Origin of the sequence: Veillonella dispar (assembly GCF_900637515.1) — a bacterium.
Classification (GTDB): domain Bacteria; phylum Bacillota; class Negativicutes; order Veillonellales; family Veillonellaceae; genus Veillonella; species Veillonella dispar.
On sequence record NZ_LR134375.1, the window covers coordinates 1,555,001 to 1,573,354 of the forward strand.

At 39.8% G+C, this 18,354-nt stretch carries 15 protein-coding genes, 3 tRNA genes and 1 rRNA gene; 1 reads left to right on the top strand and 18 read right to left on the bottom strand.

Features of this window, described 5'->3' with window-relative positions; translation table 11 throughout:
• Positions 1-11: 11 nt before the first annotated feature.
• From EL171_RS07210 to cshA, 14 genes are all read right to left on the bottom strand, one after another.
• A 16S ribosomal RNA gene (locus EL171_RS07210) occupies positions 12-1,574 on the bottom strand.
• Between the two features lie 333 nt (positions 1,575-1,907).
• Positions 1,908-1,983, bottom strand: a tRNA-Lys gene (locus tag EL171_RS07215).
• A gap of 4 nt (positions 1,984-1,987) precedes the next feature.
• Positions 1,988-2,062, bottom strand: a tRNA-Gln gene (locus tag EL171_RS07220).
• Positions 2,063-2,086: 24 nt separating this feature from the next.
• Positions 2,087-2,162, bottom strand: a tRNA-His gene (locus EL171_RS07225).
• A 217-nt stretch (positions 2,163-2,379) separates the two neighbouring features.
• Positions 2,380-3,219: a polyamine aminopropyltransferase gene (speE, locus tag EL171_RS07230; protein WP_005385685.1), complete on the bottom strand. Its 840-nt coding sequence runs from the start codon at positions 3,217-3,219 to the stop codon at positions 2,380-2,382.
• A gap of 82 nt (positions 3,220-3,301) precedes the next feature.
• Positions 3,302-3,931 carry a hypothetical protein gene (locus tag EL171_RS07235; RefSeq protein WP_005385684.1) on the bottom strand — a complete coding sequence of 210 codons (630 nt, stop codon included), beginning with the start codon at positions 3,929-3,931 and terminating at the stop codon, positions 3,302-3,304.
• A gap of 4 nt (positions 3,932-3,935) precedes the next feature.
• A complete protein-coding gene (locus EL171_RS07240; RefSeq protein WP_005385683.1) occupies positions 3,936-4,370 on the bottom strand; it encodes a peptidylprolyl isomerase in 435 nt (144 codons plus the stop codon).
• Complete coding sequence (locus EL171_RS07245; RefSeq protein ID WP_005385682.1) at positions 4,367-5,074, bottom strand: tRNA threonylcarbamoyladenosine dehydratase; 708 nt, start codon at positions 5,072-5,074, stop codon at positions 4,367-4,369. The genes EL171_RS07240 and EL171_RS07245 overlap by 4 nt, the downstream gene beginning before the upstream one ends.
• Entirely contained in the window at positions 5,074-5,448 is a 375-nt protein-coding gene (locus EL171_RS07250; RefSeq protein WP_004695332.1) for a VOC family protein, read from the bottom strand. The genes EL171_RS07245 and EL171_RS07250 overlap by 1 nt, the downstream gene beginning before the upstream one ends.
• A 79-nt stretch (positions 5,449-5,527) precedes the next feature.
• On the bottom strand, positions 5,528-8,611 hold the full coding sequence (locus EL171_RS07255) for an AAA family ATPase (RefSeq protein ID WP_005385680.1): 3,084 nt from the start codon (positions 8,609-8,611) through the stop codon (positions 5,528-5,530).
• Entirely contained in the window at positions 8,612-9,847 is a 1,236-nt protein-coding gene (locus tag EL171_RS07260; protein ID WP_005385679.1) for an exonuclease SbcCD subunit D, read from the bottom strand. It abuts the gene before it with no gap.
• An 86-nt stretch (positions 9,848-9,933) separates the two neighbouring features.
• On the bottom strand, positions 9,934-10,770 hold the full coding sequence (locus EL171_RS07265) for a deoxyribonuclease IV (protein WP_005385676.1): 837 nt from the start codon (positions 10,768-10,770) through the stop codon (positions 9,934-9,936).
• A 177-nt stretch (positions 10,771-10,947) separates the two neighbouring features.
• On the bottom strand, positions 10,948-11,367 hold the full coding sequence (locus EL171_RS07270; protein WP_005385669.1) for a Fur family transcriptional regulator: 420 nt from the start codon (positions 11,365-11,367) through the stop codon (positions 10,948-10,950).
• A 176-nt stretch (positions 11,368-11,543) separates the two neighbouring features.
• Positions 11,544-13,109 carry a degradosome RNA helicase CshA gene (gene cshA, locus EL171_RS07275; RefSeq protein WP_005385668.1) on the bottom strand — a complete coding sequence of 522 codons (1,566 nt, stop codon included), beginning with the start codon at positions 13,107-13,109 and terminating at the stop codon, positions 11,544-11,546.
• A gap of 792 nt (positions 13,110-13,901) precedes the next feature.
• On the opposite strand from cshA, the gene EL171_RS07285 reads away from it, so the two are divergent.
• The gene (locus EL171_RS07285) at positions 13,902-14,477 is read left to right on the top strand and encodes a hypothetical protein (RefSeq protein ID WP_005385664.1); all 576 of its coding nucleotides are present in this window, start codon (positions 13,902-13,904) and stop codon (positions 14,475-14,477) included.
• A gap of 69 nt (positions 14,478-14,546) precedes the next feature.
• Here the strand turns inward: EL171_RS07285 and EL171_RS07290 are convergent, their stop codons facing one another.
• From EL171_RS07290 to EL171_RS07305, 4 genes are all read right to left on the bottom strand, one after another.
• Complete coding sequence (locus tag EL171_RS07290; protein ID WP_005385663.1) at positions 14,547-15,011, bottom strand: hypothetical protein; 465 nt, start codon at positions 15,009-15,011, stop codon at positions 14,547-14,549.
• 92 nt (positions 15,012-15,103) lie between these two features.
• Complete coding sequence (locus EL171_RS07295; RefSeq protein ID WP_005385662.1) at positions 15,104-16,057, bottom strand: hypothetical protein; 954 nt, start codon at positions 16,055-16,057, stop codon at positions 15,104-15,106.
• Positions 16,058-16,122: 65 nt separating this feature from the next.
• Positions 16,123-16,515, bottom strand: a complete 393-nt coding sequence (locus tag EL171_RS07300; RefSeq protein WP_005385661.1) for a hypothetical protein — start codon at positions 16,513-16,515, stop codon at positions 16,123-16,125.
• 159 nt (positions 16,516-16,674) lie between these two features.
• Positions 16,675-18,159, bottom strand: coding sequence for an aldehyde dehydrogenase family protein (locus EL171_RS07305; protein ID WP_005385660.1), 1,485 nt, complete (start codon positions 18,157-18,159; stop codon positions 16,675-16,677).
• Positions 18,160-18,354 lie beyond the last annotated feature (195 nt).

Genomic DNA, 18,354 nt, shown 5'->3' on the forward strand with positions numbered 1-18,354 from the left:
TGTCTCCCTAGAAAGGAGGTGATCCAGCCGCACCTTCCGATACGGCTACCTTGTTACGACTTCACCCCAATCATCGACTTTACCTTAGACGGCTGGCTCCCGAAGGTTACCCCACCGGCTTTGGGCACTTCCGACTTTCGTGGTGTGACGGGCGGTGTGTACAAGGCCCGGGAACGTATTCACCGCAGTATGCTGACCTGCGATTACTAGCGATTCCGACTTCACGTAGGCGAGTTGCAGCCTACGATCCGAACTGAGAGAGTGTTTCTCGGGTTTGCTCCACCTCGCGGTATTGCTTCCGTCTATTAACTCCCATTGTAGTACGTGTGTAGCCCAGGTCATAAGGGGCATGATGATTTGACGTCATCCCCGCCTTCCTCCGCATTGTCTGCGGCAGTCTCTCATGAGTTCCCACCCAAAGTGCTGGCAACATAAGATAGGGGTTGCGCTCGTTGCGGGACTTAACCCAACATCTCACGACACGAGCTGACGACAACCGTGCACCACCTGTTTTCTGGCTTCCGAAGAAGAGGAACTATCTCTAGTTCTGTCCATCAATGTCAAGACCTGGTAAGGTTCTTCGCGTTGCGTCGAATTAAACCACATACTCCACCGCTTGTGCGGGCCCCCGTCAATTCCTTTGAGTTTCAACCTTGCGGTCGTACTCCCCAGGCGGGGTACTTATTGCGTTAACTCCGGCACAGAAGGGGTCGATACCTCCTACACCTAGTACCCATCGTTTACGGCCAGGACTACCGGGGTATCTAATCCCGTTCGCTCCCCTGGCTTTCGCGCCTCAGCGTCAGTTTTCGTCCAGAAAGTCGCCTTCGCCACTGGTGTTCTTCCTAATATCTACGCATTTCACCGCTACACTAGGAATTCCACTTTCCTCTCCGATACTCTAGATTGGCAGTTTCCATCCCATCACGGGGTTAAGCCCCGAACTTTTAAGACAGACTGACCAATCCGCCTGCGCGCGCTTTACGCCCAATAATTCCGGACAACGCTTGCCACCTACGTATTACCGCGGCTGCTGGCACGTAGTTAGCCGTGGCTTTCTATTCCGGTACCGTCAATCCTTCTAACTATTCGCAAGAAGGCCTTTCGTCCCGATTAACAGAGCTTTACAACCCGAAGGCCGTCATCACTCACGCGGCGTTGCTCCGTCAGACTTTCGTCCATTGCGGAAGATTCCCCACTGCTGCCTCCCGTAGGAGTCTGGGCCGTGTCTCAGTCCCAATGTGGCCGTTCATCCTCTCAGACCGGCTACTGATCATCGCCTTGGTGGGCCGTTACCCCTCCAACTAGCTAATCAGACGCAATCCCCTCCTTCAGTGATAGCTTATAAATAGAGGCCACCTTTCATCTATCCTCGATGCCGAGGTTAGATCGTATGCGGTATTAGCAGTCGTTTCCAACTGTTGTCCCCCTCTGAAGGGCAGGTTGATTACGCGTTACTCACCCGTTCGCCACTAAGATTGATAGAAGCAAGCTTCCATCGCTCTTCGTTCGACTTGCATGTGTTAAGCACGCCGCCAGCGTTCGTCCTGAGCCAGGATCAAACTCTCCAAGATATCTTGAAGCTATTTGAATAGCTCATTATTTGTTGTCGTTACATTTAAGTAACTTTGAATTATGGTTGGTTTTGACTATGTCAAAACCCGCACTCTGGCATATGTTCAATCGTATTGATTGATTACCTATCATTGTTCAGTTTTCAAAGATCTGTTACGTTAGGTTGTTGCCCTAACGACTTGTATAGTATATCAATCTAATCTTAAATCGTCAACCTCTTTTTCAAAGATTTTTTCAACTTATTTTTGATTGATTTTATACATACAATCATAACCAAATACTCTATGAATAGAGATAGAAAACTCACAAACCGAAGTTTGTGAGTTTTAATTTGGTGACTCACCCGCGACTCGAACGCGGGACACCCTGATTAAAAGTCAGGTGCTCTGCCAACTGAGCTAGTGAGTCATGTTGGCAGGGGTGGCTGGGATCGAACCAGCGCATAACGGAGTCAAAGTCCGTTGCCTTACCACTTGGCGACACCCCTACAATGATTATGATGTGTAGGTTATGGGGTGAGTAGTGGGGATCGAACCCACGCGTAACGGAGCCACAATCCGCCGTGTTAACCGCTTCACCATACCCACCACCTTGTAGGTATCGAAGACGTTGTCTTCGTAACAAAGAGAATTATATCTGTTCTAGAGATTTGTGTCAACACCTTTTTCTCAATTTCATTTAACTTTTACAATAAAAATCAAGAAACGTATTATCTCTAATATAAACCCTTTAACCTTATATACATAAGGAAGCACTTCGGAAGCAAATGCCTCACGAATGGTGCTTCCCTATTATACATATAAATTACTTAGTTAGCAAATAGTTTTTTACAAAATTTGGCAAAGCAAAAGCAGCCTTTTGAATTTCAGCATTATAGTACTTAGTTTCAAAGTTTTGTTCACGGTTTGGAGTCCATGTTAATGGATCAAATGTTTTGGAGCCTAAAGTGAAGCAATGCATGCCTGCTGGGTAAATTGGAATAAATGCAGTATATAAACGTGCAATTGGGAAGTGATTATTTACGTAACCAAACACTTTTTCAACAAGCGGTTGATGTAACATAGGAGATTCTGTTTGTTGTACAAATAAGCCATCTTTTTTAAGAGCTTTTAATGTATTTTTATAGAACTCTTCAGTAAATAAACCTTCACCAGGACCGATTGGGTCGGAGCAGTCTACAATAATTACATCATAGTAATCTTCTGCTTCTGCCATAAAGCCAATGCCATCACCAATTTTTACAGTTAATTTAGGATTGTTTTCAATCATAGCTTTAGCAATAGTTGGTAAATATTGTTTAGCAAGCTCTACAACCTTACCATCGATTTCAACCATTGTTACTTCTTTTACACAATCATGGCGTACACATTCTCTAGCTACGCCACCATCACCGCCACCGATGATTAATACACGTTCAGGATTTGGATGTAAAAACAATGGAACATGACTCATCATTTCATGGTAGATGAACTCTTCACGCTCAGACGTTTGGAATACACCATCTAATGCGAGCATCGTACCGTACTCTTTAGATTTAAACACTTCAATTTTTTGGAACTCAGATTCACCAGAGTATAATACCTCTTCTGCTTCAGCGCTAAGACGTAAATGAGGAGTTTGTTCCTCTGTAATCCATTGACTCATGTAGTACCTCCTACTTTTATACTACAATACGCACCGCAGATGATTGCGATGCGTATGTATATTACGTTAATTGCTCTGTTTCTTAATCTTTACGACTAATATAACAGAAACCGCCACCTAAAATAGTGTCTTTCATCCAATTTGCTAACGAGAAATCACGGATTTCACCTTCATCAAAGATGCCACAGCGAATATCATCGCCATCCATAAATATCTTGTGAATTGGAACCCAATGCCATGTATAAAGAGCTTTTTCTTTACCCTTATGACGATTCAAAAATGCTACAGGCACATCTTGCGCCAATGCATCATGAATAAACTGAGCTGCAGCCTCCACCTCTACACGAGATGCGCAGAACGGAGATACATTCAACATATGTACATCATAAGATAGGCCTTTATCCTCCAGTAAACGAGTAAGACCACGTTCCATCCATTGAGTCTTATAAACACCACCACCAAAGCGTGGCTTTACATATTTCCAAACTAAGTTCATCCGTTCTAAAGCAAGCGTTTGATCGGATGTGGTTTCTAAATCTAATAAGCCATCCCTAAATAGCGAATAACTCAAAACTTGTGATGCCGATGTAGGACCACAACCAGACAGGCGTTGCCACTCATCTGTGAACCACTCTTGGTCATACCCATATGATGTCTTTCCGTCTACATCAATATATAGCCATTCCGGATGTTTAATAGATACATCATTCATGAGATTAACCTTCGATTACTTCAACAGTTTCCATGATAGCACCTTGATGGATACCATCAACTACGTCCATACCTTCAATTACTTTACCAAATACTGTATGTACACCATCCAAATGAGGTTGTGGTTCGTATACGATAAAGAATTGGCTACCACCAGTATTAGGACCACGGTGAGCCATAGACAATGCACCACGTTCGTGTTTGTGTGGGTTACCAATTAATTCATCTTTAATTGTGTAGCCAGGACCACCTGTACCATTGCCATTAGGGCAACCACCTTGAGCTACGAAACCAGGAATTACACGGTGGAAACGAAGACCATTGTAGAAACCTTTATTGATCAAATCAATGAAGTTTTGTACTGTGCCAGGAGCTTCTTTATCAAATAATTCAATTACAATATCGCCGCCGTCAGCCATATGGATTTTTGCTTTTTTCATTGTTCAGGTACCTCCAAAATTGTACGCAACACATGTGCTGCTAATATAAAACCTGCCACTGGTGGCACAAAACTACATGTACCAGGGCTTGTTGCTTCGCCGCGGAACTGTGGTTTTGTTGGTTTTTCTGTAGAAAATAAAACTAATTGCTTTTTAATACCCCGTTTTTTGAGCTCCCGACGCATAACGCGCGCCAAAGGACATGTATGAGACTTATTGATATCAGCAATCATAAGTTTTTCAGGGTAAAAGCGATTGCCGCCGCCCATACAAGAAATAACAGGGATGCTTTCACGTTGACACACCTCAATAATATTAAGTTTTGCCGTTACCATATCGATGGCATCGATTACATAATCAACGTTCAAGCTTTGAATAAATCCAGGGTAATTTTCCTCCGTATACATAATATCATGAGTTTCTATCACTACATCTGGATTAATAGAAAGTGCTCGTGCCTTTGCGACCTCTACCTTACGCTCTCCAATTGTGTCATGGGTCGTAATCATTTGGCGGTTTAAGTTACTAGGTGCAATAGAGTCGCCATCGATAAGAACGATGCGTCCCACACCAGCTCGAACTAGTGCCTCGAGGGCACCGCCACCAACGCCACCAACACCAAAGAGAGCCACAGACGTATCTTTTAAGGTTTTGATTTTATCAGGACCAACTAGCCACTCTAAACGAGTTAACATATATTCCATTAGTATTTACCTGCTGGAATGATTTCTGTCCAATACCCGTCTGGATCGGCAATAAAGTAAATGCCCATGTCAGCATTTTCGTACGCTACAACGCCCATCTCTTTATGCTTTTTTAGAGCTGCTTCGTAGTCATCTACATAAAATGCCAAGTGGAATTCATTGTCCCCTAAATTATAAGGGCGATCCCAGTCGCGTAACCATGTAAGTTCTAGTTCATGCGCTGTGTATGGACTTTTTAAATATACAAGAGTGAAAGCACCACTTGGATCTTCCAAACGACGAGATTCCTCAAGTAATAAGGCCTCTTTATAGAATGCTAAACTCTTATCAAGATCCTTAACATTTATATTATTATGAGCAAATGAAAACTTCATAGGACCTCCTTAATTAATTCCAGTATGTTTTTGTAGGAATTCTCCTCTTTTAATAGTATCACATTTGACAATTCTATAGCTAGTTAATAACAAATTTTGCCGTACTACCATCGTCACCACGTGTGACCTCTAAGTGGGCCGGTATACGAGTCTTTAATTCAGGTACATGGGAAATCATGCCGATAAGACGACCTGATGATTGTAATTTCACCAGTGTTTCCATGGCGAGTTCCAATGTATCAGGATCAAGTGTACCAAAGCCTTCGTCGATAAACATCGTATCCATATGAATACCACCTGCATAACTTTGGATGACATCCGCAAGACCTAAGGCAAGGGCCATAGAGGCCAAGAATGTTTCACCACCAGACAAGGTGTTCGCTGGTCTTGATTGACCTGTGAAAGCATCCATAACTGCCAAATCTAGGCCTTGTTTGCCTCGTCCACCACCAGTATAGTCAGAACGTTCCAAGGAATAGCGATTACGGCTCATCGTTTGAAGACGTAAATTAGCTGCATATACAACTTCATCTAAAATAGCTCCCAATACGTAGCGCTCAAAGGTTACATTTTTGAACCCTTGTTCACCGCCATTTGCCAAGTCATTTAGGCGACTTAAGAAAGTGACTTCCTCACGGGCTTCGCCCATAACCTGTTCAAGTGTCTCTAGGGAAGCCAGTGTTGTTTCAATATGTTTCGTTTCTTTATCCCAAGCCGCAAGAGAACCCACCAAATTATCGCGCTGCTCTACTGCCGCATCATATACTTCATTGGAAACCGTATCACTTGGCTCCACTACAGATTGAGCATGTTTCAATGCCGCATCATATACAGCTTGAGTTTTATTGAAAGCCTCGTCCAATGCATGTAGTTCAGTTCTAAACGTATCTAAAGCCTTATAATCATCCAACGCATCTATAAAATCATCTTCACTCAAAGAAATCGATTGCAATGATTCTACATATTCTTGATAAATTACATCAAGATTTTTTGTGTCTTCCTGCACTTGAGCAGATAAGGTTTCTAGACGTCCCCGTTTAGCATTAAGTACTTCTCTAGCAGAATCTAGATTTGCTTTACAAACCTTCACCTGTTCATCGTAGTCTGCAAGCTCAGATGCCAATGATTCTATCTCTTTATGCCATGCAGCTACATCCGTAGTTGGCAAGCTTTCAGAAAGAGCATCAATCTTAGCCTGTACAGTACTAATCTGAACCTCTAAATTATGCAAATTATCAAGTAGTTCCTTATGAGCCATCTCCAATTTCGCTAGTATATCTTTAGCCGCACTGAGGTCACCCTCAGTGTTAGCTATAGTGTTGCTCAGCTGTTCAGTGTCGCTACGCAAGGTTGAAAGCTGCTCCATTTGAGATACTAAGCCTTGTTGAACAGAAGCAAAAGCCTCTTCTGAAAAATTATCAATCCATGTTTTGAGTTTAGAGACTTGATCTTCAACTTGTTCATCTAACTCATGTAAACGAAGAGCTAACGTTTCTTTCTGACCAATTTCACTAGCTTGCTTTTGTAACTCAAGATCACGCACTGCACGAGCATCTTCTATCTCCTCTTTAGTAGGATATAACTCAGGCTTGACTGCCAACTGTGGATGCTCTGTAGAGCCGCATACTGGACAAGGTTCGTTATCTTTCACTAAACGAACGAGTTCAAAGGCACGCCCTTCTGCCATCAAATGTTCTAACCGTTCAAGCTGTACCTTTGAATTCTTTACGGATTCATCAATCGTCGCTAATGCCTTATCTTTAGCATCAATATCATTTTGAACCTTCTGTTTCTCAGCGACCAATTCAGAATATCGTTGCAAATGACTTAACTGTTCTTGGATACGAGGAATAGAGTCTAAGACTTTGCTATTACCTTGTAACTGTTGCCTGTCTGCAACTAACTTTGCCTCTAAATCAGCTACTGTCTTATGCTGCGCCTGTAACGCAGCTTCGCTTTTCTCACGATCCTGTGTTACTAATGTACTCTTTAATGTGCTCAATTCCTTATTTAGCAGTGCTAACTCATTAAATTGTCCTGATTGTTGTTCCATTTGGGCCAGCGTAGTTCGCTTAGTTTGCATAGTTTCAGCTTGAGCTTCTAATGCGGCATAAGCCTCTATACATTTAGACTCATATTGAGTTGCACTGTCCACATTTTTTTCAGCCTCTGAAAGTGACGTTTCCAAGGTTTTTAACACCGACTGTTTATCACTAACCTGTTTATATAGCTCAAAACTTGGCGTTAAAGAGGTCAGGAACTGTACCTTTTCACGTAAGCTAGCACGCTCCGCTTCTCTTGCTTTCACGAGGTCTAATTTAGAGGTAGCCTCTGCAAGAGATTGTTGTGCTTGGTTATATAAGGCCCACTCATTTCTCAACGTATTGAACTGCTCTACTACAATTACAGCTTTATCACGATCAATAACAAGAGCATCTCGGTGTGGCTCTCTATGTTTCAAAAGATCTCGTACATGTTCAATGGTTAGTACTGGTATATCTTCGTCATGTGGAATGGATTGTAGCAATGCATTCTGTTTTGTTACATTTTCTTCAATCCCTGCTTTTGCGTCATCATAAGCAGCTTTTAAGGCATCTTGTAATCTTCGGTATAACTCGGTTCTAAAGAGTGTATGTAATAACTCTTCCCGTTCACTGGTGGAGGCTACTAGTAATTTTCGGAATTCCCCTTGCGGTAAAAGAACCACCTGTAAGAATTGATCCTTACGAAAGCCTATGATACGTTGAATCGTATCGCGAATAGCAGCCGCAGAGGTGGCAATGACCTTCCATTTCCCATCTTTCATTTTGTATACAGTAGCACTAGCATTCTGCTCACGCATACCCGTACCACGTTTCTTTGCAACCATTTGCTTTGGCAATCGTTCAACACGGTACAGAGCATCACCGATAGCAAAGGAAAAATCTACCCGCGTCATACGATCAGGTTCTGCAAAGTCACTGCGGATAGCATCTGTTTTGCGCACTTCCCCACTAGGCTCACCATACAAGGCATACACCATAGCATCTAGTATAGATGTTTTACCTGCCCCCGTAGGACCAGAGATGAGGAACATAGAATGGGCTTGAAGCTCGTTAAAGTCCAAGGTAACCGAATCGCGGTACGGACCAAAGGCTTCTATAGTTAAAGATATAGGCTTCATTTAGTCCTCCTTTAAAATTCGGTCCCACACAGAGTTGATGTATTGTTGCTCTCGCTCTGTTAATGGTTCTTTCCATACAGTTTCGGCAAATTGATTAAATAATTCACGCTCGTTTAACTCTTTAAATACAGCTTCATCCATATCTGCCATAGGCGTTGCTACACGACCAACTAAATCAATGGTCATACAGCGATGGTATACTTGGCGCAATTTAGCCATTCCATCCATAATAGGCATCGTATCTAGCAAACGGGCCTGTACATAATCATCTTTATGCTTAGCCTGTAATTCCTTATTGTTTAACAGGTCTTCAAAATAACCTTCTAAAATCACTACGTCACGTTTCGCCTCTACAGGAATGGTGCTAATATCTACGTTACCTTTTTTATCCATATCTATGATGGTAAAAGACTTCTTCTGCGTATGCTCATCAAAGGAATATTTTAAAGGCGATCCGCTATAGCGAATATAGTCTGCCCCCATCCGTTGCGGGCCATGCAGATGTCCAAGGGCTGTATAGTGAAAGTCCTTAAAGACTTGTGGACTTACTTGTTCACTACCACCGACAGACAATGTGCGCTCAGAACCACCTACTTCACCGCCCATTACAAAAGCATGACTAATGGCAATGCTGCACATACCCTTTGGCACTTGTTTGTACAAGTAGTCACTCCAGGCCTGATACATTTGATCGTAATTATGTAAATTAAGTGAGGCTGGCTCTTGCTCCTCAGTCTCCACATAGGAGAACAGGGAGTCCTCGGTCATATCTATATCAACAGGTTTTGATACAGATGCACCCAAACCTAATGCATCACCTATACGACGCGGCTCGCTAAAGGGCATAGGGCAAATAGCGACCTTACCGTCAGCCCCTTCAAATTCAAACGGTTGTAATGCGTGATGAGGGGATCCCCAAATATGGATTCCAGAACGACTCAACATAGAACGCCCTACCTCAAGGCGTTCTGCGCCATCGTGGTTACCGCTAACTACAAAGAGTGGAACCTTGTAGTCCATAGCAAGACGAGTAATGATGGAATCCCATAATTCAATGGCTTCAATAGGTGGCACTGCTCGATCAAAAATATCCCCTGCTAGCAATATGCCATCGATTTTTTCATCCTTCAAAATAGTAAAGAACTGATTCTCCAACACATGAGCTTGGTCTTCGGTTAAGTACTGACCATAAAAAATACGTCCTAAATGCCAATCGGCAGTATGTAAAAAACGCATTTTAACCCCCTTTCCAGCTCTCCCTATATCTTATGTAAATGTAGTTATATAAATTATTATATAACTAAAACTACGTTTCAGCTTAATTATTGATTCTCTACAATAGAGCGCAACATAGCAATCTCTTTCGCATAGCCGTCTAATTCATTTGGCGTTTCCAAATAGAACGGCAAGTTCGTCAATTTAGGATGTGTCACAATGCGAGCGATGGCATCGATACCGATATGACCTTCCCCAATTTTTTCATGGCGATCTTTATGAGCGCCCATCGGATTTTTAGAGTCGTTCAAGTGAATCGCTTTCAAACGGTCTAATCCTACAATACGATCAAACTCGTCAATAACACCATCTAGATTATTGACAATATCGTAACCACCTTCGTGGATATGGCACGTATCAACGCATACGCCCATATACTCTTTAAGTTTAACACCATCGATGATGCGTGCAATCTCTTCAAAACGAGAACCAATTTCTGTGCCCTTACCAGCCATTACTTCCAATAGAACGGTTGTTTTCATGCCAGGGAATAAGATTTCGTTCAAACATTCTACGATATATTCGATGCCTTGATCCACACCTTGCTTCACATGGCTACCTGGGTGAAAGTTATACATTTGACCCGGTAAATATTCCATGCGCTCCAAGTCTTCTTTCATGGATTGTTTAGCAAAGGCGCGCAAATCTTCCTTTGCAGCACATGGGTTATATGTATATGGTGCATGAGCTAATAAAGTACCAAAGTTATGTTCTTTCATATATGCACCAAGGCTGTTCATATCCTCTAAGTCGAGAGCTCGCATACCACCGCCACGAGGATTGCGTGTAAAGTATTGGAATGTATTGCCACCAATTTTAGTAGCTTCCTTCCCCATATTTAAATAACCTTTGCTAATTGATAAATGACTGCCGATGACAAACATACTACTCCTTTATATTTATATAATTCTATAATTCTATAATTTTATAATTCTAACATACTTAATTCTAAGAACTATTCTATTACGCTTACATCTATTCCAAAAGCCTAATGAATATAAGACATATATAACTAATATAACCCCTACCGTGAAGGAGCCCTTCGCGACAGGGGTTATGTATTAATGGCTTTCTTTTTTAGCACACTCAGGGCATACACCTTCAAAGGTAATATGTTGACCTGTGATTTGATACTCGCTACCTTGATCAGCAATTGTTTTGATAGCTTGTAAATCAATGCCCATCATATCCTCTACCTTATTACAACGAATGCAACGGATATGGGAATGAGCTTGTGTGTCCCAATCGTAATGAGCGCGCTCATCACCTACTTCTAAAATTTTTACAAGACCGATTTTTTCAAAAATCTCCATCGTCTTGTACACTGTTGCCAAGCTCATGCTTGGATGTTCAGGGCGCAACGTATGATACAACATTTCTGCTGTTGGATGATCATGATGACCACGCAAGGCATCATAAATCGCAATACGTTGTGGGGTTACTTTGAACCCTTGGCTACGCAGAATTTGTGCGATATCCATAATACTCTACTCTACCTTTCTCCACTTGGAAATCTATAAGGCATCGACCATTATCGGCCATTCACAAGAAATAATTATTATCTATTATAGCAGAATTCTCAACACTTATCAAGATAGATAGTATTAACTATTAAGTAATAAAAAATGTGGATTGCCCGAAAGCAATCCACATTCTATTATTCTTTAAAGTAAGGTTTGAAACCTTCACCTTGATGACGAGGTTTTCTGTCACCACGTGGACGATCAGATCTACGATCATCTCTGCGACGGTCATCACGACGTTCACCTCTACGGTCATCACGACTGCGACGAGGGCGATCATCACGACGACGATCTCCATCACGGCGGCGATCACCATCTCTACGACGGTCACCACGGCGGCGGTCACCACGACCACCTTCACGGCGACGGCGTACACGTAATGGTTTTTCTTCTGTAATATTTACAGGAGTCGTATCAGGTTCTTTTGTTAACAATTTAAGAGCTGCTGCCAATAGTGTTACGGAATCTGTATCGTTTAACAATTCCTCTGCACTAGATTTGAATGGCGCTAATGCTTCTAAATTATCTGTCATTTCAACGAGGCTTTCAATTGCCAAACGTTGTTGACCTTCAAGAACTTCACCTAAGGAAGGTGCACGGCGGCGTGCGATTTTACGTTTTGTTAAACGCTCGATAGCATGTAAATGCTCCATTTCACGAGGGATAACGAACGTGAAAGCTTGACCAGCTTTACCGGCACGGCCTGTACGACCTACGCGGTGTGTGTAGCTTTCAGGATCTTGAGGCATATCATAGTTATATACGTGAGATACGCCAGAAATATCAAGACCACGAGCTGCCACATCAGTAGCCACGAGAATATCGATGGTACCTTCGCGGAATTGACGAATTACGCTGTCCCGTTTTTGTTGAGATAAATCGCCATGAATACCTTCCGCCATGTAACCACGTTTTTTAAGACCTTCAGTTACTTCATCAACACGACGTTTTGTACGTGTGAAGATAATAGCAAGTTCAGGTGTTTGAATATCGAACAAGCGGCAAAGAACATCGAATTTTTGACGGTCTTGCACTTCGATATAATATTGTTCAATTAAGTCCATCGTAACTTGAGTCGGTTTCATACGAATCAATGTTGGCTCTGTCAAATATGTTTCAGCTAATTGTTGGATAGCTTTAGGCATAGTTGCGGAGAACAACAATGTTTGATGGTCTTCTGGGATAGCACCCAAGATTTTATTGATATCATCAACAAAGCCCATGTTTAACATTTCGTCGGCTTCGTCCAATACCACAACTTTCACATGGTCAAAGTGGATAGAACCACGATCCATATGGTCCATCAATCGGCCTGGAGTGGCAACGATGATTTGAGGGTTCTTTTTCAATGCACGGAACTGACGATTGATATCTTGACCACCATAAATAGGTAGTGCTGTGATATTCGTGTATTGAGCCATTTTGTTAAGCTCTTCAGCTACTTGGATAGCTAATTCTCGTGTAGGGGATAAAATAACTACTTGAACGTGACGCTCATTTCCGTCTACGCGTTCCAATACAGGCAAGCCAAATGCTGCTGTCTTACCAGTACCTGTTTGAGCTTGACCGATCATGTCTTTACCGCTCATGGCTACTGGGATAGCTTCCTGCTGAATTGGCGTAGGCTCTTCAAAGCCCATATCGTTTAACGCTCTTAGAACAGGTTCGCTAATCATTAATTGTTCAAATTTTTCTAACATCTAAATGTGTTTCCTCCTATCGCGCACGAATTATGCGCGTTAGAATAGTATATCATATTTCAAAGGTGAGCGCTATAAGAGTAATTACGAATCTAAACTAAATAGGCTTTCTTCTCCCCCTAAAACGTTCTATTAAAACAATTCCACCTGAAACACACAAGAAAACAATATATGATAAATAAATAGGCATATACAAACATTCAACAAGAACAACCCATAGAAGTAATAGTAATTTAGAAATCCATTTCGTTGTTATTCTATCGGCCATCATAAATATAGATAAATTAATAATTATTTTAATGATTATCGCAGCGATTATAACGATTGACGTAAATTCTTCTCTATAATCTGTCAGTTCATATAAGGGATATAATAAATAACTCAAAAGAGCGCTAAGTATTATTAAGAGCCAAATATTGAGTCCCTGTAAAAGTTTAGCTTTACTATAGTAAAATACTCCAACCAAAAGAAAGAGTAAAATGCTAAGTAATATTCCTATAACTAATAGATAATCTATGTGAATCATGGTATATACCGCCCTCTCAAACAACACATTTTCATATGGCTACAATTATAACATAGCGTATACAGTCACAGGTAATAGACTCGTTAAGTACAAAAGAGGTGCCTCGTTGTTATAGTTTATAGGCGAATTGTATGGTATTAATCAACTATATAAGTAAAAATATGTTTTAGGTATAATATAATTAAAAGAATATACTTCAAAATATCGCCAATAATTAAGCAATTACGATTTAATGAACTTTCTAAAGTAGTATAAAAGGAATACCAATGAAACCATTTACTCTTAAAAGATTTGTATTACTACCGTTGATTGTACTATCCCTTATACTAACAACGGGTTGTCATCTTCTCTCACATTACAGCCAAGAGGAAGTTCAACAATATATAAGTAAGAATTATCCTAACCTAACATATCACTTGGAGTCACAAAGGAATAATACATGGCAAGTCACCTTTGACAAGTATCCACAAATGCCTATTGAAATATCTGAAGTCATGCACACCTCTGCACCTGTTGTACCACAAGTTGATCGAGTACTGATAACCAACATTCCGCTGATAACAGCATTCCCATTAATGAAAAACTATCTAACGGCAGAGGAGCTATCCTATGCCACATATGATACATCTTCTTTGTATATTGAAATGCCTATCCCCTATTCGGCTATACAACATCAAGATGTAATAAACTTTTACAATCGTATGGATCAATTCTGCAAAGAATATGCTGCAACATATCCAGATTTCAAAGAAAAAATATATATTAGAGTCATTATAAAACCATCTGATGGATCTGATGCACCGCAAGAGTATAGAAAAATATTTCGCTTATCCCAATATTAATAAAAGAGGTGTCGCCTGAGTGGCACCTCTTTTACTTATGAAACGATTAGTCAAGACTATATAGCATAGCTATTTGATTTCATAAAAAGTTTTTTTCTCATAATCATATCCTATTGCCCACTCTACTAAAGACACCGGAATATCCTCATTATCATAATCTTTACCTCTCCAAATTGCATTATCTCTAAAGTAACTAAGTCCATTTTGAACTAATTTGGTTTCTAAGCAGAATTCACCTGCCAAGCTTAGATTATTTTCTAAAAGTATGCCTCTTACTATTAAACATTCATATTCCCAACCTTCATAATTTAAGTACTCAAAATATCGCAACGCAATTTGAGCATCCCACAAGTCATTTAGAACCATAACTTTAAAGAGAGTATTTACTACTTCATACTCATTAGATATATAATAATCATTTATTAGCAAAAATCTATATATCTGCTCACCTTCATCTGCATTAACTTTGCCAGAACTCAAAATGTCTTGTAAATTATTCATTTTTAACATTTTACTTATTCGAAATTGATCCATAATAATGCTCCTCATTGCAACTATAGGCAAAGGATATAATTTTATACTTCTTATTCCTACCCAGTACAAATACTCTTCACTATATATTGATTCTATTTACTTAAGTATTGCTGTAAGGTCTGGTTTTCTAATGGTCCTAATTGTAATGCCTTCCTATTTTTAATTGCATTAATAGCTAATGCTTCAAAGGTATCTTTATCAAAATCAGAAAACTCATTAAAGGAATCAAATACTATGAATTGTTGATTCATTAAGTTAGGTAATACCGTTAAATCTTTCATCCTTACTTTATTTAACTCATTTTGTGCATAAGATTCATATCCCTCATCACCTAAATTATTCTTGCTAAACCTACCTATATTAAGATTGTCAGAATAATAGCTATATATGCCTTTCTGGGAAAAATCAATTTTAGTCAATTTTCCAAATTCAAAATTATAATAAGCATTATTTCTTAAAATATGCTCACTACCATACTTACCAATAATATGCCCTGTAGAAAGATCTACTATATCATTATGCTTAACCATATCTTCCTTTCTATATGATACATAGAAAGGTAGCTTTATAGTATATCCAGCGTGTGGACCTGTATATCGTTTCTCACTATCAAAAAAGATCTCATGCCATATATCTCTATCAGTTTCATCAAGACTAGAAATATTAGGGTATAACTCATCAAGGCTCACATTAAAATGTGTTTCTTTAACATCTATCCGAGGGATGAAAGTATTATATTTATTAAGATCTTTATTCCAAGTATCTAATAAACTTACATTTTCATCAAAAATACCAATACCATCTAAAGTTATATAATAAAGTTTATTATCCACCTCATGAACAGCAACTACTTTATCAGCAATCTTATGATCTTCATCGTCATAAAATAATGTACTATTACGAAATTCAGTTAAATGAATGGAGCTATTCTTAAACTCACTACTACCAACTAACAATAAAATTACTATTACCATTAAAGTAATATAAATTAATAATATGGCAGCAACAACACAACCAATCCATTTCAATACTCGCTTTGAATTCATAGGCACCCTCTCAAAACAATATCTATATTGATATTACCTAATAGTTTTCTATTTTTGGTTTACTACTAAAAAAATACATCACGAAATGCATACATATATACAGCAATAAATATCAATATCGACAATATAGCAATAAACCCCCGTTTAAAATATACACTATTTTTCTTTTGTAAAAATCCTGTACAGATAGTGAGAAGGCTCATAACAACCCATCCACCCCCATAAGTTATAATGAATCCATAATCCCAATAGATTATAAACTTAAAATCTATTAAAACAATACTTATAATACTAATTATACTTAGATACTTAGTTAAGGGACCAAAAGCTCTATGTTTTTTTATATATTCATACGCTTCGTCAACGATCTGCTTACTTATTTCAAGTTTATAAAGCATTACACTCAATACTATAGATACAATAATGAACTCTATACCTAATATATCTAATTTACTCATTGTCTCTCCAATCTCTTTTACAACACACTCTTAGTTGGCCTTAATTATAGCATACAGTATACATCCATATATAAGAAACTACCCTCAAATTAAACGCAAAAAAGGCACCTCTTATGAGGTGCCTCTTTATTATAGTTTATTGAAGAGATTTATATTTTATTAATCTAAGTCGTAGAATCCAGATGGTTTATCACTCAAGTTGATAATGATGTTTTTCATTTGAGTGTAGTGTTCAAGGATAACTTTATGAGTTTCACGGCCGATACCAGATTGTTTGTAGCCACCGAATGGTGCACCTGCTGGGATGGAGTTATATGTATTAACCCACATACGACCTGTTTCGATTGCACGAGCTACGCGGATGGCACGGTTAAGGTTTTGCGTGAATACGCCACCGCCAAGACCGTATAAGCTGTCATTAGCTTGTTCGATCACTTCTTCTTCGCTGTGGAATTTAATAACAACCGCTACAGGACCGAAGATTTCTTCGCGAGCTACGCGCATATCGTTTGTAGCGTCTACGATAAGTGTAGGTCTAATGAAGCAACCTTTACCAAGTTCGCCGTCAGTAACGCGTACACCACCAGCTGCAATGCGAGCGCCTTCTTCTTTAGCAAGATCTACATAGCTAAGTACTTTCTTAACTTGATCTTCATAAATCAAGGCACCAAGTTGTGTAGATTCTTCCCAAGGTAAACCAACTTTTACTTTATCAAATAAAGCGGAAAGTTCAGCTACAAATTTATCATAAATTGTATCTTGTACGAAGATACGGGAACCTGCGCAGCATACTTGACCCTGGTTGAAGAGGATACCGAGCATTGCCCCATCAAGAGCTTGTTTCCAGTTTGCATCTTCAAAGAAAATATTCGCAGATTTACCACCTAATTCCAATGTAGCAGGAATCAAGCGTTCAGATGCTGCTTTATATACATCAAGACCTACTTCAGTGGAGCCTGTGAAAGCAAGTTTGCTGAAACCAGGATGATCAAGGATATATTGACCAGATTTAGAGCCTTTACCTGTTACGATATTTACAACCCCTGCTGGCAAGATTTCTTTCAAAATATCACCTACTTCTAAAAGGCTAAGGGATGTATGGCTAGAAGGTTTGATAACAACTGTACACCCTGCTGCAAGTGCTGGTGCCAATTTCCAAGCTGCCATTAGGAACGGGAAGTTCCAAGGTACTACTTGACCTACAACGCCAATCGGTTCACGAAGGATGAGGTTCAATGTATTTTCATCAAATACTTGTGCGGAGCCTTCTTCGGAACGAAGTACACCTGCGAAGTAACGGAAATGGTCAGCACCAAGCGGAATATCTACATTTAAAGTTTCACGGATCGGTTTACCATTGTCATATGTTTCAACTTGTGCCAAGTGCTCTTTATGAGCATCAATAGCGTCAGCAATTTTTAACAAGTAATCAGCGCGCTCTACTTGAGATACTTTTTTCCAAGTTTTAAAAGCTTCTGTTGCAGCGTCTACCGCTTTATCAACATCGTCTTTTGTAGCCTCTGCACAGATAGCAAGTTGTTCGCCATTAGAAGGGTTATATACATTAAATTCAGCACCATCAGATGCCGCTACCCATTCATTATTAATTAAAAGTCCATATCTTTCTTTAAGGTTTAAGCACATAGCATTACCTCCTATTTAGGAACATATATTGAGGAAGATCTCCTCTGTAATTTCATCATACGCCTTATATCTAAATTTTTCAATAAGATATATCGTTTTCGATATATCCATTCCGCATTATTATACATAGTTTTAGGTTATATAGAAAAACCGCACCCTCTAAGACCATAGGGAGTGCGGTTTCGGGGACCATGA